This window comes from Streptomyces sp. SP18BB07 (assembly GCF_036322545.1).
Classification (GTDB): Bacteria; Actinomycetota; Actinomycetes; order Streptomycetales; family Streptomycetaceae; genus Streptomyces; species Streptomyces deccanensis.
Window position 1 is genome coordinate 134,775 of sequence record NZ_JAQYWT010000333.1, and the last position, 20,758, is coordinate 155,532.

Here is a 20,758-nt window from a genome sequence, read left to right on the forward strand (position 1 = left end):
CCTGTGTGACTGGGGAGGCGTGTCACCCGGGGGGTGTCGCGCGGGGGCGAGGGCGTCTCACCGAAGCGCGTCGGCGACTTCCCGTGCCGCGTCCATCACCCGCGGGCCCACCCGCTCCGGCACCGCGTCGGCCAGCATCACCACACCCACACTGCCCTCGACCCCCGTCACCCCGAGCAGCGGGGCGGCGGCCCCGCTCGCCCCCGCCTCCAGCTCGCCGTGCGTGAGCGCGTACCCCGGCCAGTCCCCCGGCTGCTGCCGCCCCGACAGGATGGCCCGCCCCGCGGCCCCCCGGTCCAGCGAGTGCCGGAACCCGGCCCGGTACGCCACGTGGTAGTCCGTCCACGTCGGCTCGACGACGGCGACGGCCAACGCCTCGGTGCCGTCGACGAGCGTGAGGTGGGCGGTCGCCCCTATGTCCTCGGCCAGCGAGCGCAACGCGGGCAGCGCGGCCTCCCGCACCAACGGATGCACCTGCCGCCCGAGCCGCAGCACGCCCAGCCCCACCCGGGCACGTCCGCCCAGGTCACGACGGACGAGGGAGTGCTGCTCCAGGGTGGCGAGCAGGCGGTAGACGACGGTCCGGTTGACCCCGAGCTTGTTGGACAGTTCGGTGACGGTCAGCCCGTGGTCGGTGTCGGCGAGCAGCTTGAGGACACGCAGTCCCCGATCAAGCGTCTGAGAGGTCTCCGCGGTCACGACGCCCACTCCTTCGTGGTGAGGGCGGCGACCTCTGTCACGGCTGATGCGTCACCGGTCCCGTCGGCGACGCGCTACAGAGGCCGCCGATCGGCTGAACCCGGATGGTCCGGGCGGAGTCGCTTCACGGCTGCGCTCCGCGGCGGCGCTGCCACGGGGCGTGTGCGTAGCGGGACAGTAGACGAGGGGGTTCGCTGAGCGGAAGACTACGTCCAGAATCCGGGCAGTGACCGGTACGGACTACTTTGCTTTGTCATGAAATGTGCGAGCGCACCACGCGCGGCACGCTCCCCGGAACACGCCCTCACGCACCCCGGAGCGCGCTCTCGATACGCGCCCCGGAGTGCGCTCCCCGGCGTCACTTCATCCGGGTCGCCCACTCCTGCACCTTGGCGATCCGCTGTCGTAGCTGCCCCGCCGTGGCCTCCGCGCTCGGCGGTCCGCCGCACACCCGGCGTACCTCGGTGTGGATGACACCGTGCGGCTTGCCGCTCTGGTGGGAGTACGCGCCGACCATGCCGTTGAGCTGCTTGCGCAGTTCGAGCAGTTCCTTGTGGGTGACCACGGGCCGCCGGTCGGCCGGCAGTTCCACCAGGTCGGCCTCGGCGTCGGGCTTCTTGCGGCTGTGCGCGATCTGCCGTGCCTGCCGCTTCTGCAGCAGCAATTGCACCTGGTCGGGTTCCAGCAGCCCCGGAATGCCGAGGTAGTCCTGCTCCTCCTCGCTGCCGGGGTGGGCCTGCATGCCGAACTCGGCGCCGTTGTACATGACCCGGTCGAACACGGCGTCGGACTCCAGCGCCTCGAACGGCAGCATGTCCTGGTCGCCGGTGTCCTCGTCCTGCTGCTTCTCCGCCTCCGCGAGAAGCTTGTCCTCCTCGGCGTACGGGTCCTCCTCGCCCGCCTTCTTCGGCTTGTCGAGGGCGTGGTCCCGCTCGACCTCCATCTCGTTGGCGAAGGTGAGCAGGTCGGGCACGGTCGGCAGGAACACGGACGCGGTCTCGCCGCGCCTCCGGGACCGTACGAACCGTCCCACGGCCTGGGCGAAGAAGAGCGGGGTGGAGATGGTGGTGGCGTAGACCCCGACGGCGAGCCGGGGCACGTCGACACCCTCGGACACCATCCGCACGGCGACCATCCAGCGGTCGGTGCTGCCGGCGAACTCGTCGATACGGTCCGAGGCGCCCGAGTCGTCGGAGAGGACGACCGTCGCGCTCGTCCCCGTGATCTCGCGGATCAGCTTGGCGTAGGCGCGCGCGGAGTCCTGGTCGGTGGCGATGACGAGGGCGCCGGCGTCCGGGATGGCCTTCCTGACCTCGGTGAGCCGCTGGTCGGCGGCGCGCAGCACGCTCGGCATCCACTCACCGCGCGGATCGAGCGCCGTACGCCAGGCCTGGCTGACCGCGTCCTTGGTCATGGGCTCGCCGAGGCGCGCGGCGATCTCGTCGCCCGCCTTGGTCCGCCAGCGCATGTTGCCGCTGTAGGAGAGGAAGATGACGGGCCGCACGACGTTGTCGGCGAGCGCGTTGCCGTAGCCGTAGGTGTAGTCGGCGGAGGACCGCCGGATGCCGTCCGCCCCCTCCTCGTACGTGACGAAGGGGATGGGGTTGGTGTCGGAGCGGAAGGGCGTACCGGTGAGCGCGAGCCGGCGGGTGGCCGGCTCGAACGCCTCCAGGCATGCCTCGCCCCAGGACTTGCTGTCGCCGGCGTGGTGGATCTCGTCCAGGATCACCAGGGTCTTGCGCTGCTCGCTGCGGTTGCGGTGCAGCATGGGCCGTACGCCCACACCGGCGTAGGTGACCGCGACCCCGTCGTACTCCTTGCTGAGCGGGCCCGCGCTGTACTCCGGGTCCAGCTTGATCCCTATCCGCGCCGCGGCCTCGGCCCACTGCTTCTTCAGGTGCTCGGTGGGCGCCACGACCGTCACCTGCTGCACGACATGGTGATGCAGCAGCCAGGACGCGAGCGTCAGCGCGAAGGTCGTCTTACCGGCGCCCGGGGTCGCGACCGCGAGGAAGTCCCGCGGCTGCTCCTGGATGTACTTCTCCATCGCCCCCTGCTGCCAGGCACGCAGCTTGCTGGCGGTACCCCAGGGGGCACGGCCCGGGAAGGCGGGCGAGAGGTGGTGATTCGAGGAGGAGGTGGCGGTGGTAGTCACGGTCTCCGGTCTGGGGGTCGAGCGGCTCGGCGGGTAGCCCCGGGCGACTCGCGCAGCGACTCGGACACCACGGCTACGTATGACAACCGGGCCACCCTACCGGCGCCCCGGTTCCGCCAACGCGCGAACTGCGCGGGGGCGCCCTCAGGTGGGACCCACCTCACACACGACGGCGGCCCGCCGTCATCGCGCGAAGCGCGGCAACTGCGCAGCGATCTTGGGCACGTCCAACGCGCCCTGGCAGACGTCCAGCACGAAGCGCTCCGCTTCGTCCACGTCGAAGTCGGCGTCCAAGGGGTGCCCGTTCATGTGCAGGAAAACCCAGGTCGCGTACCAGGCGATCCGTTTGTTCCCGTCGACCAGAGCGTGATTGCGAGCCAGGGACTCCATCAACGCGGCGGCCTTCTGCCACACGTCCGGGTAGGCGTCCTGCCCGAACACACTCGACTGGGGGCGTGCCAGAGCCGAGTCCAGCAGCCCGTAGTCGCGCACCTCGTCCGCACCGAGCCGCTTCGCCAGATTCAGCACCTCGGGCAGCGTGAGGTAGTGCATCAGGCGAGCCTCCGGTTCAACTCGGCACTGGCCTTCAGAACATGCTCAGCCGCCTCGTTGAACAGTCTCGAATGCTCGTTTATGGCCGCGATCACCGCGTCGTGCGCGAAGGCCTGCATGCTGCGCCCCTCCGCCGCGGCGCGGTCGCGCAGGGCGTCGAGTTCTTCTTCCGTAAACCGCAGGTTCAGTCCAGCCATGACACAACGGTACTACGCGGTACCGCGCGGTGTCATGACCTCTCCGCCGACAACCCACCCGTGGGCGCCCGCAACCGCGTGGTCACCCAAGCCCCCACCAACGCCACCCCCGCCATCGGCAGGAACACCGCGACGAACGCGGCCGGGTGGGAGGTGGCGGCGCCGGTCGTGGTGGCCGTATGGCCGACCGCGCCACCACCCAGCGCGGCGAACGCGGCGCCGCCCGCCGCGAGGAGCAGCGCGTTGGTGAGACCGTCGGAGATCTGGAGCGCGGCGGAGTCGGTCCCCGCCTCCTCGGGGGCGGAGAGTTCGAGCAGGAGCACGCTGGTGGAGGAGATCACGAGCCCCATCCCGAAGCACCCGAAGGCCCAGGCGACGGCCACGATCCACACCGGGACGGAGTCGACCAGCACCCCCGGCAGCGTGGTGATCGCCATCGCGACCAGCACCATCCCCACCGTCATCAGCCGCTCCCGATACGGCTCCACCCGCGCCCGCGCCTGCACCCACGACCCCAGCGCCCAGGTCCCCCCACCGGCCGCCAGCGAGAACCCGGCGAGCGTCGGCGACAGCCCCCGCTGGGTCACCAGCATCAGCGGCACGAACGACTCGGCCGCCACGAACGAGCCAGCCGCCACGCCGCGCAGCAGCACCACCGACGGCAGCCCCCGCACCGCCCGGTACGTCCCCTTCGGCAACAGCCCCGACACGGCCGGCACGAGGAGCCCGGCTCCCGCGGCCGCCGGCACCAGAGACCACCACGACAGATCCTGAGCCGCGTACTGCAACAGCCCGGCCCCGAGGGAGATCCCGAAGGCGAGCCGGATACGTCGGCGGTCGAAGGAGGGGGCTGGGGCGGACACCGAATCCGATACGGAGGCCGAGGCGGAGGCACCAGGGGCTACGGCGGAAGCAGCGGTGACCGGCCCGGAGGCCCGTCGCCGTATCTGCGGCAGGGCCAGCCCCAACGGCAGCACCACCAGCGCCGGGATCCCCAGGAACACCCAGCGCCAGCACAGCTGTTCGGTCACCGCGCCCGAGGCGAGGGGGCCGACCACGGAGGGGATGACCCAACTCGCCGCGAAGGCCGCCATGATGGAGGGCCGCAGCCGCTCCGGGTACGCACGCCCGACCACGACGTACAGCGCGACGATCACCAGCCCGCCGCCGAGCCCCTGCACAGCCCGCCCGAGGACGAAGAGCCACATCGCACCGGCCGTCCCCGACAGCACCAGCCCGGCCGCGAAGGCACCGATCCCCGCCGTCAACGGCCCCAGCGGTCCCCGCCGGTCCGCCCACTGCCCCGACAGCACCATCCCGAACAGGCTGGTCGTGAAGTACGCCGAGAACGCGAACCCGTACACCGAGATCCCGTTCAGCTCCCGCGCCGCGACCGGCATGGCCGTGCCGACCGCCATGGCCTCGAAGGCGATCAGCAGCACGACCGAGACGATCCCGATACTGAGCCCCCGGTAGGAACGGCTCAGCACGCTTGCCTCACCGTCGGCGACCGACGTCGGGGCGGGGCTCTGCGTGACACCCGCGCCACGCGGTTCGGAATCGACCATGCGAGCCAGCGTAAGGGGCACGATGGACTTTCGCCCCTGTCCGAAGCCCCCCACCACCCAGGACCTTGGTCGTAAGCCCACAGGTACGCCCGCCCTGTACGCCCACCCCGTACGCCGCCCCGCACCCCCATTCATGAACGGCGTATGGCAGTCCCGTTGCAGCACCCCCACCACCCTTGAGCCCCCACCCGCCCCCCGCCTACGGTCAACCCATCGAGTTCGGAGCGAGAGCCCACCCGGCCCCCGCCCCCAACCCGGCCGTGTGCCCGAGTGGTTTAGGGACTCGCCTGCAAAGCGAGTTACGTGGGTTCGATTCCCGCCACGGCCTCCACCTGCCTGGCCAGGCAGCACCAAAGGGCGGCGCCTCTTGCGAGGCGCCGCCCTTTGGTGCTGTTTATCTCGACGCTCCCTGGCGGGTCCGCGGGGGCAGGCCGTTACGGTGTGGGGCATGGGAGGGGAACCCGTGATCCGCACGCGGCCGTGCAGGTGGTGTCATGTGCCGGTGCGGCAGCCGCTAGGGCGGTGGCGCAGGCGGCGGTACTGCAGCAAGCGGCACCGTCGCCGGTACCGCTTCTGGGACGCCGTCGTGCGGGCCTTCGACAGCCTGTAGCTGTCGGTCATCCCGCGTTCGGGATGCCTTCCTCGTCCGCCCTTCGCCGCGCCCGGCGGGCGTTCTCCGCGCGGACGGTGTCCAGCCAGCGCCACAGGCCGATCTCCTCCAACTTCAGGCCCGGGCAGGCGATGTGGTGGGGGATTCGGCAGACCGCGCCTGGTTCGGGCTCGTCCTCCCGGCTGTTCCAGCCGACGCCGTGGGAGTCGACGTACCAGCGGTGCCAGGCCGGCACCATGTGGGCCGGCGCGGACAGGTCGGGCTCCAGGAGGACGTGGGCGTCGTAGTACGTGGGACGCCGCTCACCGGTGAGCCCGCAGTCGGGGCAGATGGGCGGGGCGGGGGGCTCGGGACCCATGGCGCCTTCCCGAGCGGCTTGGGCGCGGTCGATGTTCTCCCACGGCCGCGGTGTGTCCGGCGGTGGCTGGCGATGTCCGTCCGCGCTCGGCAACGGGACGATGCTCGGCTTGTCCGTGTCCCCCATCGCTCCAGCGTCCGCACGCACCTCGGGCACAGGGAGGGCGCAATCAGGGCGCATCAGGGCACGATGGACGTGACAGACGCGACACGTCGCCCATGAACAAGAACCTGCGGCGCTAACCCGCGGAGCAGAGTCCGTCGTTGGGGCAGAACATCACCCAGGTGTAGTTGTAGCCGGTTCGTATGGTCACGGGGTTCGGTGTGGGGCCGTCGTTGACGGAGGACCCGGTGTCGGGCGTGGCGGTGAAGGTCACCGTCGTGCCGACCTCGAACGTGGCGGTGCAGGTGCCCGTGGGGTACGGCTGCGGTTCGTTGCTCGCGTAGGGGTCCCACGCGGACTGGTGGCAGTTGATCCCGGCGGGCTGGCTGGTGATGGTGCCACCGCCCCAGCCGTCACTGACCCACGCGGACAGCTGAGCGGTGGACTGGGCCTGGGCCGGGCCGACGCAGACGATCGCGGCGGCCGTGGCGAGTGCGGAGAGGACTCCTGTCGCACGGAAAACGCCGTTGCGGTTCTTCCTCATGGGGACCATGGGGAACATGGGGACCTCCTGGGGATCGAAGCGTTCTCGACCCCCTCGACCAGCCTATTCGCCCCATCCTGGACATGCCACGGCAGCGGACGCGCGAGCGCGGTCAGAGCTCGGCGCAGGCCTCGTTGCGCAGGCGTTCCACCCAGCAACCCGTTGCCGTTCCCTCGTGCTTCTCGCGGTGGAGGCGCCAGAGGGTGAAGGCGAGGGTGGAGAGGTCGGCGTCGAGGGGGCTGAGGGTGGACTCCGGTTCGCTCCAGTTGAGGATCGCGCCCGTGGTGCCGTCGACGACGACGCTGCTGCCCTCGACGAAGTGGCCGAGGCGGATCAAGTGGGCCGCTCCGGAGGGGAGTCGGTCGGCGGCGAACGCGTCGGCGCGGTCGTGCGCGTAGTACTCGGCGAGCGTCGGCAGCGGGAAGTCCGTGTCGAGGTGGAAGAAGCCGTGGTCCTCGGGCAGGCCCATGTCCCGCAGGAAGCGGCGGGTCGGCTCGTGGGTGAGCGTGGCCGGGAAGTCGAAGTCCTCGAAGCGCCACACCCTGCTCCGGCCGAACTCCTCGTCCAGCAGCCGGGCCGGCAGGTCGAGCGCCAGCCCGGAGCGGGTGACCGGTCCCCCGGTCAGCACCGCCAGGTCGTCGATGCGCGTCGGATCGCGCAGGTCGTTCAGGTCCGTCAGGCCCATATTCCCCATCGTCATTGTGCTCATGGCGCCCCCCGGCACATGGTTCTCAGCGTGCTACCCCCAGCGGAGCCCAGCACCGCCGAGCGGTCGTCGTCCCCACTTCCGAGAACCATACGCCGCCCCACTGACAACGCCCGCCGTACGCGCGAACACGCACCTCAGGGGCTGTGCCGGAGGCGGGCCGATGGTCCTGGAGGGCCAGCCGCCTCCCCCGGCCCTACGCCCCCGTCACCACCGCCGCCTGCGGGCGGATCGGCAGACGGTTCACGGGGCGGCCCGTGGCCGCCCGTACCGCCGCCGCGATGGCCGCCGGGGAGGTGACCACCGGCACCGCGCTGGCCGCCTTCGCGCCGAAGGGGGCGACGACGTCCCGTTCCTCCACCAGCTTGACGAGCCGGATGTCGGGGGCGTCGAGGGCGGTGGGCAGGGCGTAGCCGGTCAGGTCGGGGTGGCGGACCAGGCCCCGGGGGGTGCGCAGGTTCTCGGTCAGCGCGATGCCCACGCCCTGGGTGACGCCCGCCTCGATCCGCGCGGTGAGCTGGTCCGGGTTGAGGATCCGGCCCACGTCCTGGGCGACGGCCAGCTCCACGACCCGTACGGAGCCGAGTTCGATGTCGACGTCCACCACGGCCCGGATCGCGCAGAACGCCAGGCCCACGAACGCGTCTCCCTGGCCGGCCTCGTCCAGCGGCTCGGTCGGGTGCGGGCGGCACTGGGCCGTGGCCCAGAGTTCCTTGCCGTCCAGCGCCTCCGCGACCGTGGTCGACAGGACACCGTCGTACGACGTGATCTTGCCGTCGGTGATCTGCAGCAGTTCCGTGGACATGCCGAACTTGTGGGCGAGGGGCTGGAGGAGTTGGGTGCGGACCATTTTCGCCGCGCGCTCCACCGCGCCGCCCGAGACCCACGTGTGGCGGCCCCGGCAGCTGGGGCCCGCCGGAGGCTGGTCGGTGTCGACCTGCGCGATGTGGACCTCGTCGATGCCCAGGGTCTCCTGGACGATCTGCCGGGCGAGGGTGGAGAAGCCCTGGCCGGTGTCGACGGCCGCGCACAGGACGGTCGCGATGCCGTCGTGGACCTTCACGGTGGCCGTGGAGACCTCGTCCGCGCCCTCGGCGCCGAGCATGTGGACCATGCCGAGGCCGTAGCCGACGCCCCGGCGGACCGCGCCCGGCTCGCCCGCGCCCTCGGGGCCGCCGGGCAGCAGCCACTCGTCCTCGGGGGTGTCCTTGGGCAGGGCGGGCAGCGGGAACTCCTGGACGGCCTGGAGGAGTTCGGCGACCGGTGCCGGGCAGGTCACGGACTGGCCCGTCGGCAGCACGTCGCCCGTGGACATCACGTTGCGCATCCGCAGTTCCGCCGGGTCGATGCCCAGCTTCTTCGCGAGCTTGTCCATCTGCGCCTCGTAGGCGGCGCACACCTGCATGGCGCCCTCGCCGCGCACATGGCCGGAGGGCGGGTTGTTGGTGCGGACCGCCCAGCCCTCGATGAAGGCGTTGGGGATGACGTAGGGGCCGCAGGCGAACGAGACGGCGGCGGCCAGCGCCTCCGAGGAGGTGTCGGCGTACGCGCCCGCGTCGAGCAGGATCTGCGCCTCGACCTTGATCAGCTTGCCGTCGGCATCCGCGTGGTGGCGGTAGCGCAGGAGGGTGGGGTGGCGGTGGGCGTGGCCGAGGAAGGACTCCTCGCGGGTGGCCGTCAGCTTGACCGGGCAGCCGGTCTTCAGGGCCAGCAGGCCGAGCGGGAGCTGGAAGCCCTGGTCCTCGCGGTCGGCGGTGGCACCGGGGACGCCGGTGACGACGATCTTGACGCGGTCGGGGGCCAGGCCGTAGCAGGCGGCCGCCGCGTCGCGGTCGGTGTGCGGGTCGGTGGAGGCCACGTACAGCTCGACACCGCCGTCGGGGCGGGGCACGGCGAGGCCGGCCTCGGCGCCGATGGGGGCCGGGTCCGCGCGGCCGATGCGGTACTGGCCCTCGACGACGATCTCGCCGGCCGCGTTCGGGTCGCCGTGACGCAGCGGGATGTGGCGGATGAGGTTGCCGTCGGGGTGCAGGGGTTCGGCCTCGAAGGCCTGCTCCGGGTCGATCACCGGGTCGAGCACCTCGTACTCGACGATGACGGCGGCGGCGGCCATCCGCGCGGTGTCGGGGTGGTCGGCGGCCACGGCCGCGATGGGCTCGCCGTGGTGGCGTACGACCTCGGAGGCGAACAGGGGCCGGTCGGCCTTGCCGCGGCCGTGCAGGGCGACGCCCGGGACGTCCTCGTGCGTGATGACGGCCCGTACGCCGGGCATTTCGCGCGCGTGGGACGTGTCGATGGACACGATGCGCGCGTGCGGGTGCGGCGAGCGGAGTACGGCGGCCCACAGCAGGCCCTCGGCCCACAGGTCGGCCGCGTACGGGAAGGTGCCCTCCGACTTGGTCCGGGAGTCGGCCGACGGCAGGGACACGCCCAGGCCGTGCGGCAGTTGCTCGGGAGCGGGTGCGGTCTCGCCGGGGCCCGCGGGCGTCGCGATGACGGTTTCGTTGCTCACGCCTGGCCTCCGTCCTGGCCGAACGACCGGCCCTGACCGCCGTACGAGTCGTCCTGGCCGCCGAATGACTGGCCCTGGCCGCCGTACGTGTCTCCCTGCCCGGCGAAGGACTGCCCCTGACCGCCGTAGGTGTCGCCCGGACCACCGAACGACTGGTCCTGCCCACCGAAGGACTGGTCCTGGCCGCCGAACGTCTGATCCTGGCCGCCGAACGTCTGGTCCTGGCCGCCGAGCGACTGGTCCTGACCGCCGTACGACTGGTCCTGCCCGAACGTCTGGTCCTGACCACCGAAGGACTGCCCCTGGCCGCCGTACGAGTCGTCCGGGCCGGTGAAGGACAGCCCCTGGCCGCCGTAGGACCGGTCGGGGTCGTGCGGGGCCGGTGGGGGCGCCTGCTGGGCGTTGTACGCCGCCGGGTTGACGCCGCCCGCGCCGGGGCCCGCCTGGTGCGGGATGCGTGCCTCGTCGGTGTCCGCGGCGGCCTCGTTCTCGGCGGCCGCGTGCGCCTCGCGCTCGGCGACGACGTCACGGACGGCCGCGAGGACACCCCGGTAGCCGGAGCAGCGGCAGAGGTTGCCGCAGAGCGCCTGGCGGGTCTCCAGGTCGGTGGGGGCGGGGTTGCCCTCCAGGAGGTCGTGCACGGTCATCGCCATGCCGGGCACGCAGAAACCGCACTGCACGGCACCGCACTTGGCGAGCGCCCGCTGCACGTCCGAGGGCTGCCCGTCGGCGGCGAGGCCCTCGACGGTGCGTACCTCGCTGCCGGCGGCGGTGACCCCGGGCACCAGGCAGGACGCCACGAGCCGGCCGTCGACCTGCACGTTGCAGGCGCCGCACTCGCCCTGCGAGCAGCCGTCCTTGGCGCCGGCGAGGCCGAGCCGCTCACGCAGCACGTAGAGCAGCGACTCACCGATCCAGGCGTCGCTGACGGGCCGCTCGGTGCCGTTGACGCGCAGGACGTAGGAGGCGAGGGGGTGGTCGTCGTGCGGGGGCGGGGTGGGGGCGGGTTCCTCGGCCGCCGCCGGGTCGCCCTCGGCCCCGGAGGGCTCGACGGAGTCGGCGGCCTCGGCGGGCTTCCCGAACCCGGGTGCGTCGGTGGCCGTCTCCGGCTCCCCGGTCCGCTCCGGGCCCTGGGTGTCCGGATCGGCCGCGCCGACCGGCTCAGCGGGCTCCTGGGCGGCTTCCGGGGCCTCCCCTGCGGGCTCGGGAGCCCGACCGGCGTACGCGTCCCCAGAGGCCGCGGAGGCCTCCCCGGAGGCGTCCGGGGCGGTACCCGGCGTGCTCTCCGCCGCCGCGCGGCCCTCGGCCTGGCGCTCCTCGACCGTGCGCCCGTCCGCCGTGCGCCCGTCGTCGGGGTGCTCGTCGGCCGGGTGCTCGTCGGGCCGGGCGGGGGGCGGCGGCGCGGTCCAGGCCGTGCCGATCTCCTCCGTCGCCCAGGGCGCGGAAGCGCCGCCGGGGAGCGTGGCGGGCGGGGTCCCGCCCCACTGCTCGACCAGAGCCGACGTACTGAACTCACCGGATTCGTCCGGAAGATCACCACCGGCGACCGGAATCGACCACTCGCCGGTCACATCGTGACCGGGAGCGGTGCCTTCCGGCGCGGCCGGCTCCTCGAAGGTCCACTGCCCGGTCGAGCCGGGGTTGTACGTGAACCCGTGCTGCGTCGGCGGCGACGGCTGCCCGGCGTTCGGGTCGTGCCATTCGGCACCCCCGGCCGGCATCGCCCAGGTGCCCGGCACGGACGGGTCGGTACCGGCGGTGTGGGCCGTGTCACCGACCTGCCCCAGCTGGGCGGGGTTGATGGAGTTCGTCGCTATCTGCGGCGGCACATAGCCGTGGCCGGGCGCGGCCAGCGGGCTGTCGGCGGCGAGCAGCGCGTCGATGCCCCCCTCGGGGAGCTGGACGAACGTGGTGGCGCCGTCGTCGTAGTCGCCCTGCGGCAGCCGCTCCCAGCCGCCCTGGCCCCCCTGCTGCGGGGTGCCCTCTCCGTGCTGGTCGTCGGTCACGACAGTGCCCTCCCCAGTGCTCGTCGGGCCAGCGCGGCGACGGTGCGCCGCAGGTGCAGTACGGCGGGCGGAAGCGGTGGTACGGAACCGTCGACCTCGGGGGCCGGGTCCGGGATGCAGGCGGCGGCGACGTACTCGCCGAAGGCCTGGAGCGCCTCGGGCACGAGGGTGCGCTCGCCGTCCCAGTCGATCAGCTGACCGACCCACGCCTCGGCGTCCAGCGGGCGCAGCGGCATCGGCGCTATGGCTCCGACGGCGCACCGCACCCCGCGCCGGGCGGGGTCGAGGACAAGGGCGACGGAGGCGACCGCGCGGCCGGGACCGGTGCGCCCGGTGGCCTTCAGGAAGACCTGGGGGGCGTGCAGCAGCGGCACGCGCACGAAGCCGATGAGTTCACCGGGGCGCAGCATCTCCATGCCGGCCAGCAGGTGCGAGACGGGCATCTCACGGCGGGCCCCGCCCGGGCCCGCGATGATCAGCGTGGCCTCCAGGGCGGCGAGCACGGGCAGCGCGTCCCCGGTGGGGGCGGCCGTCGCGATGTTGCCACCGAGGGTGCCGGCGTTGCGGATCTGCGGTGGTCCGGCGGCGCGCGCCGCCGCGGCGAGCGCCGGAATGAGCGCCGCGAAATCCGGGCGCCCCATCCGGGCGTGCGTCAGTCCCGCCCCCAGGAGGGCATGCCCGTCCTGGTACTGCCAGCCGCGGATCTCGCTGATCCGGCCGAGGCCGACCAGCGCGGCGGGCCTGAGCTGCCCGGAGTTGACCGCGGCCATGAGGTCCGTGCCGCCCGCCACCGGAACCGCCCAGGGCATGGCGGCGAGGGCCGCCACGGCCTCGTCCAGCGAGCCGGGCAGGGTCACGGCCTGCGCCGCCTGCGGTGCGTGCGTGGTCAAACCGGCTGCCCCTTCCCGCTGCCCCACCTGGTCCCCGCCTGTGTTGCCGTACGGTACGTGCTGACAGGGCGGACGTGGCAACTCTGGCACATTCTCGCGAGGCCCGAACGCGGGGGTCCGCTAGGAGGCATTCGCCCACGTCACCCGAGAGATGGTCCGTTTTGGTGCGACATCACCCATAGGTGCGCGTTGGCTCCTTCGGCCGACTCTCGCACCTCTTGTCTCACTCGTTCCCCCGTGCGGCCACCGTCGCAGGGCACGCGCTTTCGGTCCTACGTCTTGGCCGCCTCCTCACACGTTCGGGGGCGCCCCCTCGATCGGACGTCCGAGCACACCGGGTCGCCGTTGCCACGGACGCGGGCCCGAAGGCGGCCGATAACCGACCCCCAGGGCGTCAAGGCGCGCGTAGTGGACCGTCATCCGCCGCTCGAAGTCGCCGAAGTCACGCTCGGCGGGGGCCGGCAGCCGGCTCCAGGCCACCTCGGCGAAGGCCGCCAGGCGCGGGAACGTCTGGTAGTCCACGCGCCCCTGGTCCTCCATCACCTCGGTCCACACATTGGCCTGGGCGCCGAGCACATGCCGCGCCTCGTCGCGCGTCAACTCCGGGGGAACCGGCTCGAACCGGAAGACGTCCTCCAGGGTGCGCACGTAGCCGATGGGCACCGGCTCGTCGGGGCCGCCGTCCTGACGGTGGTCCAGATACACCTGCTGCTCGGGGCACATGACCACGTCGTGGCCGGCGCGCGCCGCCGCGATCCCGCCCGCGTACCCCCGCCAGGACGACACGGCGGCCCCCGGCGCCAGGCCGAATCCCGTCGCCCCGTCCCCGCCCTCCAGGATCTCGTCCCATCCGATCAGGCGACGCCCGCGCGCACTCAGCCAGTTGCCGAAGTGCCGGACGAACCAGGACTGGAGCGCGTCCTCGTCCGCGAGCCCCAGCTCCCGCATCCGGGCCTGCGCAGCGGCCGACTCCCGCCACTGGTCCTTGGGGCACTCGTCGCCACCGATGTGCACGAACGCCGAGAACGGGGCGGCATCGGCCGGAAACAGCTCCAGGACCTCCTCGAACACCCCCTCGTAGAAGCGCAGGGTGTGGTCGGTGGGGGCGAGCACGTTCTTGTTGATGCCCCAGGTGTCCCAGACGCCGAGGGAGGCCGTGTCGACGACATCGGTGTTGCCGAGCTCCGGGTAGGCGGCGATGGCGGCCTGACTGTGTCCCGGGACGTCGATCTCGGGGACCACGGTGATGTGCCGCTCCGCCGCGTAGGCGACGATCTCGCGGAGGTCGTCCTGGGTGTAGTGACCCCCGTGCGGCTTCTCCTCCCACAGGGGCGAGGCGCGGTGGCCGGATTTCGTACGCGCCCGCCAGGAGCCGACCTCGGTCAGCCGGGGGTACCTCCTGATCTCGACCCGCCAGCCCTGGTCGTCCGTCAGGTGCAGGTGGAGGACGTTGAGTTTGTGCGCGGCCATCAGGTCCAGATAGCGCAGGACCCCGTCCTTGGGCATGAAGTGCCGGGCGACGTCGAGCATGAGGCCGCGCCAGCGGAAGCGGGGGCCGTCCTCGACGGTGACGTACGGCACGGTCCAGACGCGGTCGCCGTCGATCGGGGCCCTGCGGTACGCCCCGGGGCCGAGGAGTTGGCGCAGCGTCTGGGCGCCCCAGAAGACACCGGCCGCGCCGCCGCCCTCGACCAGGACGCCGGAGGCATCGCTGACCAGGCGGTACTCCTCGGGACCGAGTCCGGGGTCGAGTCGGAGCCCGATGCCGTCTCCCTCCGTGTCGTCGAGCTCGCGTCCCTCGCGCAGCGGCAGGCCGGTGGCGTCCCGCAGGACGGTGCCCAGCCAGCGGCCGACGCCCTCGGTCCCGTCGCAGGCGTGGAGCCGGGAGCGCGCCGTCAGCCGCACTTCGCCGGCGGTGGCGTCGACGGCGCGGGGCGTCGGAATCAGATCGGGGTCGCGCACATCAGTCCTTGACCGCGCCGCCCAGTCCGGAGACCAGCCGTCGCTGTACGAGTACGAAGAAGACGAGCACCGGGACGGTCATCACCGTCGACGCCGCCATCACGCCGCCCCAGTCCGGATCCTCCGGCTTGTAGAAGACCAGGAGGGCCATCGGCAGGGTCGACTGGGAGGTGTCGCTGATGATGAACGACTTGGCGAACAGGAAGTCGTTCCAGGCCGAGATGAAGGAGAAGACGCTGGTGGCCACCAACCCCGGGAAGACGAGCGGGAAAAGGATCTGCCAGAGAAAGCGGGAACGGCTCGCCCCGTCGAGGTGGGCGGCCTCCTCCAGCGCCTCGGGTACGGCCTTCACGAAGCCCCTCAGCATCCAGATCGCGAACGGCAGCGAGAAGGCGATGTGCGGCAGGATCAGCGCGCCCAGGGTGTTGAGTTGGCCGAAGTCCCGCAGTTGGAAGAAGAGCGGGATGGTCAGCGCCTCCACCGGAACCATCTGGGCCACCAGGAACATGATCAGCAGGGTGGTCCGGAATCGGAAGCGGAATCGGGTGACCGCCGTCGCGGCGAGAAACGCGATGAGCGCGGAGGCGACGACCACCGTGCAGGCGACGACAAGGCTGTTGGCGAAGTAGCGGCCGAATTCCTGCTGCCCGAAGACGCGGCGGAAGGAATCCAGGGTCGGCGCGAGGGTCCACGGCCGGGGCTCGGACGACTCGATCTCCCCCGCCGGCTTGACGGCACTCAGCACCATCCAGTAGAGCGGGAACGCCACCACGACCGCGATGACCAGGGCGGACGCCTCCGCGGCGAGCCGCCAGGGCCGCCGTACGAAACCCGGCGAATTCACAGCTCCTCCCCCTGTCTGCGCAGCAGTCGCAAATACACCAGGGTGATCACCAGCAGAATCACCAGCATCACCACGCCGATCGCCGAACCGAGGCTGTACTGCGAGGAAGCGAAGGCCTTCTGATAGGCGTACACGTTCAGTACGAGGTTCTGGCCCGCGATTCCGCCGCCGCCCGTCATCACATAGATCTGGGTGAAGACCTTGAAGTCCCAGATGATCGACTGAATGGTGACGACGACGAGGATCGGACGGAGCATCGGCGCGAGGACCGACCGCCAGATCCGCCACTGCGAGGCGCCGTCCAGAGCCGCGGCCTCCAGCACCTCGGAGGGCACGGAACGGATACCGGCGTAGACGGTCACCATCACGAACGGGAAGGAACACCAGACCACTTCGAGCAGGACGAGGACGAAGGCGCTGTAACGCCCGTACGTCCAGGAGTGATCGCCCAGTCCCAGGATCCGGTTGACCGGCCCGAAGTCCGGGTCGAACAGCAGCAGCCAGACCGTGGACCCGGTGATCGCCGGGGTCGCCCACGCCCCGAGCGCCGCCAGCATCAGCGCGAGCCGCGGCACGGCCCGTACTCGTGTCAGCAGCACGGCGAGCGCGCACCCGACGGCGAGCGTGGACACCACGCAGGCCGCCGCGAACACGACCGTGGCCAGCAGCACCCGCCAGAACTCGGCGTCACCGAACAACTCGGCGTAGTTCCCGACCCCCTGGAAAGTGGCCGGTTCCCCACCACTGACCTGCGCCTGCGTGTACTCGAAGAGCGATATCAGCCCGAGCTGGTAGATCGGGTAGACGAGCAGCCCACCGAGGACGACGAGTGCGGGGGCGAGGTAGAGCCAAGGGGTGGCGCCCCTATAGGGGCGCGGGGCTGTGTTGAATTTGCGGCTACCGCCGCGCGGGCGCGAGAAACCACGACGCACCCGAGGCCGCCCACGCTCAGCACCCCCCACCCCACTGGGCGCCCCCCGCTCAACCAGCGGAGCCGAACGCATCGTTCATCTGCTTCGCCGCGTCCTTGGACGCCTCGGCCACGTCCTTCTTGCCGCTGACGACCTCCTGGAACATCGTCGGCAGCACCAGCGAGGCGTCGATCTGCGACCACGCCGGCGAGGCGGGCACGAACTTCGTGCCGGACGACAGCGTCTTCACGAACGGCTCGATGAACGGCTCCTCCTTCGCCGCCTCGGCCCGCACATCCGTGTACGTCGGCAGGAAGCCCATCGCGTCGAAGAGTTCGCCCTGGGTCTCCTTGGACGCCAGCCGCTTCATCAGGTCGACGGCGAGCGTGCGGTGCGTGGTGCTCTTCAGGACGCCGACGTTGTTGCCGCCCGCGAACGCCGGGGCCACCGAGCCGGGCTTCACGCCCGGCAGCGGTACGACCGCGTACTTGCCCTTGACCTTGCCGGCCTCCACGGCGGCGTGGCTGAAGTCACCGCCGATCGCCATGCCCGCCTTGCCCGCGGCGAACGCGGTGACCGTGTCGTTGCCGCCCATGCTCGCGCACTTGGCGGCGGGGCAGTTGTCGTCGCCGAAGAGCGAGGTGTAGGCCTCGATGCCCTTCTGGGCGGCCGCGCTGTCGATGGTGGAGGCGTAGGAGCCGCCCTTACCCTCGGCTATCTCGCCGCCGTTGGCCCAGACGAAGGGCATGGCGCCGTAGGTGTAGGCGCCGCCGACGACGAGCCCGTACAGGTCGGGCTCGGCCGCGCGGATCCGCTTGGCGGTGGTGGCCAGTTCGTCCAGGGTCTTCGGGGGTTCGAGGCCGAGTTGCTCGAAGACGTCGGTGCGGTAGTACAGGGCGCGCACGCCCACGAAGAACGGCGCCCCGTAGACCTTCCCCTCGACGGTCACGGACGTCTTGGCGGTCGGGTCGGAGTCCTTGGCCTCGGACCAGGAGTTGAAGTCCGCGGTGATGTCGGCGAGTCCGCCGTCCTTCACATAGCCGGCGGTGTCCGTGTTGCCGTACTCGATGACGTCGGGGGCGCTCTTGGGGTCGTTGAAGGCGGCCTTGATGCGCTGGGCGCGGGTCTCGACGGGGATGTACTCGACCTTGACCTTCGCGCCGTCGTGCGCCTTCTCGAAGGCGGCGACCACCTTGTCGACGACCTTCTGCTTCGGCTCGTTGCTCACCTCCTGGAAGAGCCAGACGCGGAGGGTGCCGGTCTTCTCGTCCTCCCCGGAGGAGGAGTTGTCGGAGGTCTGGGGGGCGCAGGCGGTCAGCCCGGCGAGGGCCAGTGCCGCTACGGGCGCGGCAAGTCGGGCGGCGAGCTTCATCGAGCGAATCCTCCGGAGGGGGGAGCGGAGCGTTGCATTCTCTGCAACGGGCGTTCTGCTCTACACAACACACCGGAGGCTATGGAGTACATGAACATGACCACAAGAGGTCTCCACCACCTTGTGATCGGAAGAAGCGTTCCCTGCAACGGGGTTCAGCACAAAGGGCACGACAAAGCCCGGGGGCACCCGCCGCACGGGCGCTCCCGAGCCGATCGCGTCCTGGGCTACTTCTTGCCGTCGCCCTGGTCGTCGCCGCCCGCGCCGAGGGATTCGAAGATCTCCTTGCACATGGGGCACACGGGGTACTTCTTCGGGTCGCGGCCCGGGACCCACACCTTGCCGCACAACGCCACGACGGGCGTGCCGTCGAGGGCGCTCGCCATGATCTTGTCCTTCTGGACATAGTGGGCGAAGCGCTCGTGGTCACCATCGCCGTGCGACGTCTGCGGCGTCGGCTCGACGAGGGTCCCCGTACCAGTCCCGCGCTCGGGCTCAAGAGTGCTCATGACGCCAAGGGTACTGAAGCGCACACGCATCAGTTGAGCGAAGGGTCGTCCGGGTAGGTGGCCACCATCGCCAGTTCGTTGCGCTGGCGGCGCAGGACCTCGCGCCAGAGGCGTTCCGGGCAGGGGGAGGAGACGTCGCCCGGTTCGGACTCGACGACGTACCAGGCGCCCTCCGCCAGTTCGTCCTCCAACTGGCCGGGCCCCCAGCCGGCGTACCCGGCGAAGATCCGCAGCGAGCCGAGCGCGGACGCCAGCAGCTCCGGCGGGGCCTCCAGGTCGACCAGGCCGATCGCGCCGTGCACACGCCGCCACCCGAGCGGGGCCCGGTCCACGGAGCCGCCGCCGGGGATCACCGCGACCCCCAGCGCCGCGTCCAGTTGCACCGGGCCGCCCTGGAAGACGACCCCGGGCTCGCCGGCGAGATCCGCCCAGCCCTCCAGGATGTCGCCGACGCCCACCGGGGTGGGCCGGTTGAGGACCACGCCGAGCGAGCCCTTCTCGTCGTGGTCGAGGAGCAGCACGACAGCGCGGTCGAAGTTCGGGTCCGCCAGGGCGGGCGTGGCCACGAGCAGCCGCCCTGTGAGCGAGGACACCTCGGTCATGCCAGACATGATCCCGCATCCCGCCCGGGTACGGGGAGCCAATGCGCGCAGCGGTGTGCGCGCAGCTCACGGCGCGCAGGGAGCCGACGGGGCGCGCGGCCGTCACGGTGACCCCGCGTGGCCGGTGGTGAACGGTTCGTGTTGTGGCGAATCCATGACGTGGCTGAGAAGCACTTGGGCTTACGGAAGGGGGGTGGGCGGCGATTACGCTAGCTCTCCGGCTCGCGCCGCGCCGGCCCCCGCACCACGGGTCCGTCGGCCGTCCGCACACGCCGCACACGCCTCTGCCCAACTCCACGGAACGCGAGATCCATGACCGTCAACGGCTCTGACGACGTACTGCTTGTACACGGCGGCACCCCGCTCAGTGGCGAGATCCGTGTCCGCGGTGCGAAGAACCTCGTACCCAAGGCCATGGTCGCCGCGCTGCTCGGCAGCGGTCCGAGCCGGCTGCGCAACGTCCCCGACATCCGCGACGTACGGGTCGTGCGCGGACTGCTGCAGCTGCATGGCGTAACGGTCCGCCCGGGCGACGAGCCGGGCGAGCTGGTGATGGACCCGACGAACGTGGAGAGCGCGAACGTCGCCGACATCGACGCCCACGCGGGCTCGTCGCGCATCCCGATCCTCTTCTGCGGCCCGCTCCTGCACCGCCTCGGCCACGCGTTCATCCCCGGTCTCGGCGGCTGCGACATCGGCGGCCGGCCGATCGACTTCCACTTCGAGGTGCTGCGGCAGTTCGGCGCGAAGATCGAGAAGCGGGAGGACGGCCAGTACCTGGAGGCGCCGCGACGGCTGCGGGGCACGAAGATCCAGCTGCCGTACCCGTCCGTGGGCGCCACGGAGCAGGTGCTGCTGACCGCCGTCCTCGCGGAGGGCGTGACGGAACTCGCGAACGCGGCGATCGAGCCCGAGATCGAGGACCTGATCTGCGTCCTGCAGAAGATGGGCGCCATCATCGCGATGGACACCGACCGCACGATCCGCATCACCGGTGTGGACTCGCTCGGCGGCTACAACCACAAGGCGCTCCCGGACCGCCTGGAGGCCGCCTCCTGGGCGTCCGCCGCGCTGGCGACCGAAGGCGACATCTACATTCGGGGCGCCCAGCAGCGCTCGATGATGACGTTCCTGAACACCTACCGGAAGGTGGGCGGTGCCTTCGAGATCGACGACGAGGGCATCCGCTTCTGGCACCCCGGCGGCCAGCTGAAGTCGATCGCGCTGGAGACGGACGTCCACCCCGGCTTCCAGACCGACTGGCAGCAGCCCCTGGTCGTCGCCCTGACGCAGGCCACCGGCCTCTCGATCGTCCACGAGACGGTCTACGAGTCCCGGCTGGGCTTCACCTCGGCGCTGAACCAGATGGGCGCGCACATCCAGCTCTACCGCGAGTGCCTCGGCGGCTCGAACTGCCGCTTCGGCCAGCGCAACTTCCTGCACTCCGCCGTCGTCTCCGGCCCCACCCGCCTCCAGGGCGCCGACCTGGTCATCCCCGACCTGCGCGGCGGCTTCTCGTACCTCATCGCCGCCCTCGCGGCCCAGGGCACCTCCCGGGTCCACGGCATCGACCTGATCAACCGCGGCTACGAGAACTTCATGGAGAAGCTCATGGAGCTCGGCGCGAAGGTCGAACTGCCGGGCAAGGCTCTCGGCTAG

The 20,758-nt window shown here is 71.5% G+C and carries 18 protein-coding genes and 1 tRNA gene; 2 read left to right on the forward strand and 17 right to left on the reverse strand.

Annotation, left to right across the window (positions count from 1 at the left end):
• Window positions 1-57: 57 nt before the first annotated feature.
• The 5 genes from PUR53_RS26270 to PUR53_RS26290 form a co-directional block, all read right to left on the reverse strand.
• Window positions 58-699 (reverse strand): IclR family transcriptional regulator, encoded by a 642-nt coding sequence (locus PUR53_RS26270; RefSeq protein ID WP_033525002.1) that lies wholly within the window; start codon window positions 697-699, stop codon window positions 58-60.
• 358 nt (window positions 700-1,057) lie between these two features.
• Complete coding sequence (locus PUR53_RS26275; protein ID WP_329902425.1) at window positions 1,058-2,854, reverse strand: DEAD/DEAH box helicase; 1,797 nt, start codon at window positions 2,852-2,854, stop codon at window positions 1,058-1,060.
• 183 nt (window positions 2,855-3,037) lie between these two features.
• Window positions 3,038-3,406 carry a type II toxin-antitoxin system death-on-curing family toxin gene (locus PUR53_RS26280; protein ID WP_329902424.1) on the reverse strand — a complete coding sequence of 123 codons (369 nt, stop codon included), beginning with the start codon at window positions 3,404-3,406 and terminating at the stop codon, window positions 3,038-3,040.
• On the reverse strand, window positions 3,406-3,603 hold the full coding sequence (locus PUR53_RS26285; protein ID WP_329902423.1) for a hypothetical protein: 198 nt from the start codon (window positions 3,601-3,603) through the stop codon (window positions 3,406-3,408). The genes PUR53_RS26280 and PUR53_RS26285 overlap by 1 nt, the downstream gene beginning before the upstream one ends.
• A 32-nt stretch (window positions 3,604-3,635) precedes the next feature.
• A complete protein-coding gene (locus PUR53_RS26290; RefSeq protein ID WP_329909825.1) occupies window positions 3,636-5,171 on the reverse strand; it encodes an MFS transporter in 1,536 nt (511 codons plus the stop codon).
• A gap of 256 nt (window positions 5,172-5,427) precedes the next feature.
• Between PUR53_RS26290 and PUR53_RS26295 the strand changes: the two genes are divergently transcribed.
• Window positions 5,428-5,502: transfer RNA gene (locus PUR53_RS26295), tRNA-Cys, on the forward strand.
• A gap of 286 nt (window positions 5,503-5,788) precedes the next feature.
• On the opposite strand, the gene PUR53_RS26300 is transcribed toward PUR53_RS26295, so the two are convergent.
• From PUR53_RS26300 to PUR53_RS26355, 12 genes are all read right to left on the reverse strand, one after another.
• Entirely contained in the window at window positions 5,789-6,265 is a 477-nt protein-coding gene (locus PUR53_RS26300; RefSeq protein ID WP_329909826.1) for a DUF6083 domain-containing protein, read from the reverse strand.
• A gap of 112 nt (window positions 6,266-6,377) precedes the next feature.
• On the reverse strand, window positions 6,378-6,803 hold the full coding sequence (locus tag PUR53_RS26305; RefSeq protein WP_329902420.1) for a hypothetical protein: 426 nt from the start codon (window positions 6,801-6,803) through the stop codon (window positions 6,378-6,380).
• 94 nt (window positions 6,804-6,897) lie between these two features.
• Window positions 6,898-7,470 carry an SUKH-4 family immunity protein gene (locus tag PUR53_RS26310; protein WP_329902419.1) on the reverse strand — a complete coding sequence of 191 codons (573 nt, stop codon included), beginning with the start codon at window positions 7,468-7,470 and terminating at the stop codon, window positions 6,898-6,900.
• A 217-nt stretch (window positions 7,471-7,687) separates the two neighbouring features.
• Window positions 7,688-10,003: a xanthine dehydrogenase family protein molybdopterin-binding subunit gene (locus PUR53_RS26315; protein ID WP_329909827.1), complete on the reverse strand. Its 2,316-nt coding sequence runs from the start codon at window positions 10,001-10,003 to the stop codon at window positions 7,688-7,690.
• A complete protein-coding gene (locus tag PUR53_RS26320) occupies window positions 10,000-12,009 on the reverse strand; it encodes a 2Fe-2S iron-sulfur cluster-binding protein (RefSeq protein WP_329909829.1) in 2,010 nt (669 codons plus the stop codon). The genes PUR53_RS26315 and PUR53_RS26320 overlap by 4 nt, the downstream gene beginning before the upstream one ends.
• Window positions 12,006-12,899, reverse strand: a complete 894-nt coding sequence (locus PUR53_RS26325) for an FAD binding domain-containing protein (RefSeq protein WP_329902416.1) — start codon at window positions 12,897-12,899, stop codon at window positions 12,006-12,008. Before PUR53_RS26325 ends, PUR53_RS26320 begins: the two co-directional genes overlap by 4 nt.
• Before the next feature lie 291 nt (window positions 12,900-13,190).
• Window positions 13,191-14,861, reverse strand: a complete 1,671-nt coding sequence (locus tag PUR53_RS26330) for a beta-N-acetylhexosaminidase (RefSeq protein WP_329909830.1) — start codon at window positions 14,859-14,861, stop codon at window positions 13,191-13,193.
• A 1-nt stretch (window position 14,862) separates the two neighbouring features.
• The gene (locus tag PUR53_RS26335) at window positions 14,863-15,705 is read right to left on the reverse strand and encodes a carbohydrate ABC transporter permease (protein WP_329902414.1); all 843 of its coding nucleotides are present in this window, start codon (window positions 15,703-15,705) and stop codon (window positions 14,863-14,865) included.
• On the reverse strand, window positions 15,702-16,709 hold the full coding sequence (locus PUR53_RS26340) for a carbohydrate ABC transporter permease (protein ID WP_329909831.1): 1,008 nt from the start codon (window positions 16,707-16,709) through the stop codon (window positions 15,702-15,704). Before PUR53_RS26340 ends, PUR53_RS26335 begins: the two co-directional genes overlap by 4 nt.
• On the reverse strand, window positions 16,687-17,988 hold the full coding sequence (locus PUR53_RS26345; RefSeq protein WP_329902412.1) for an extracellular solute-binding protein: 1,302 nt from the start codon (window positions 17,986-17,988) through the stop codon (window positions 16,687-16,689). Before PUR53_RS26345 ends, PUR53_RS26340 begins: the two co-directional genes overlap by 23 nt.
• A gap of 227 nt (window positions 17,989-18,215) precedes the next feature.
• On the reverse strand, window positions 18,216-18,497 hold the full coding sequence (locus tag PUR53_RS26350; protein WP_005486786.1) for a DUF3039 domain-containing protein: 282 nt from the start codon (window positions 18,495-18,497) through the stop codon (window positions 18,216-18,218).
• Between the two features lie 29 nt (window positions 18,498-18,526).
• Window positions 18,527-19,099, reverse strand: a complete 573-nt coding sequence (locus PUR53_RS26355) for a YqgE/AlgH family protein (protein ID WP_329902411.1) — start codon at window positions 19,097-19,099, stop codon at window positions 18,527-18,529.
• A gap of 312 nt (window positions 19,100-19,411) precedes the next feature.
• On the opposite strand from PUR53_RS26355, the gene murA reads away from it, so the two are divergent.
• Window positions 19,412-20,758 (forward strand): UDP-N-acetylglucosamine 1-carboxyvinyltransferase, encoded by a 1,347-nt coding sequence (gene murA / locus PUR53_RS26360; RefSeq protein WP_046915072.1) that lies wholly within the window; start codon window positions 19,412-19,414, stop codon window positions 20,756-20,758.

Coding starts and splice junctions, on each gene's coding strand:
- PUR53_RS26305 (WP_329902420.1), bottom strand. CDS start 6,803: ATGTTCCCCATGGTCCCCATGAGGAAGAACCGCAACGGCGTTTTCCGT.
- PUR53_RS26345 (WP_329902412.1), bottom strand. CDS start 17,988: ATGAAGCTCGCCGCCCGACTTGCCGCGCCCGTAGCGGCACTGGCCCTC.
- PUR53_RS26290 (WP_329909825.1), bottom strand. CDS start 5,171: ATGGTCGATTCCGAACCGCGTGGCGCGGGTGTCACGCAGAGCCCCGCC.
- PUR53_RS26285 (WP_329902423.1), bottom strand. CDS start 3,603: ATGGCTGGACTGAACCTGCGGTTTACGGAAGAAGAACTCGACGCCCTG.
- PUR53_RS26300 (WP_329909826.1), bottom strand. CDS start 6,265: ATGGGGGACACGGACAAGCCGAGCATCGTCCCGTTGCCGAGCGCGGAC.
- PUR53_RS26355 (WP_329902411.1), bottom strand. CDS start 19,099: ATGACCGAGGTGTCCTCGCTCACAGGGCGGCTGCTCGTGGCCACGCCC.
- PUR53_RS26340 (WP_329909831.1), bottom strand. CDS start 16,709: ATGCGTTCGGCTCCGCTGGTTGAGCGGGGGGCGCCCAGTGGGGTGGGG.
- PUR53_RS26350 (WP_005486786.1), bottom strand. CDS start 18,497: ATGAGCACTCTTGAGCCCGAGCGCGGGACTGGTACGGGGACCCTCGTC.
- PUR53_RS26310 (WP_329902419.1), bottom strand. CDS start 7,470: ATGGGCCTGACGGACCTGAACGACCTGCGCGATCCGACGCGCATCGAC.
- PUR53_RS26280 (WP_329902424.1), bottom strand. CDS start 3,406: ATGCACTACCTCACGCTGCCCGAGGTGCTGAATCTGGCGAAGCGGCTC.
- murA (WP_046915072.1), top strand. CDS start 19,412: ATGACCGTCAACGGCTCTGACGACGTACTGCTTGTACACGGCGGCACC.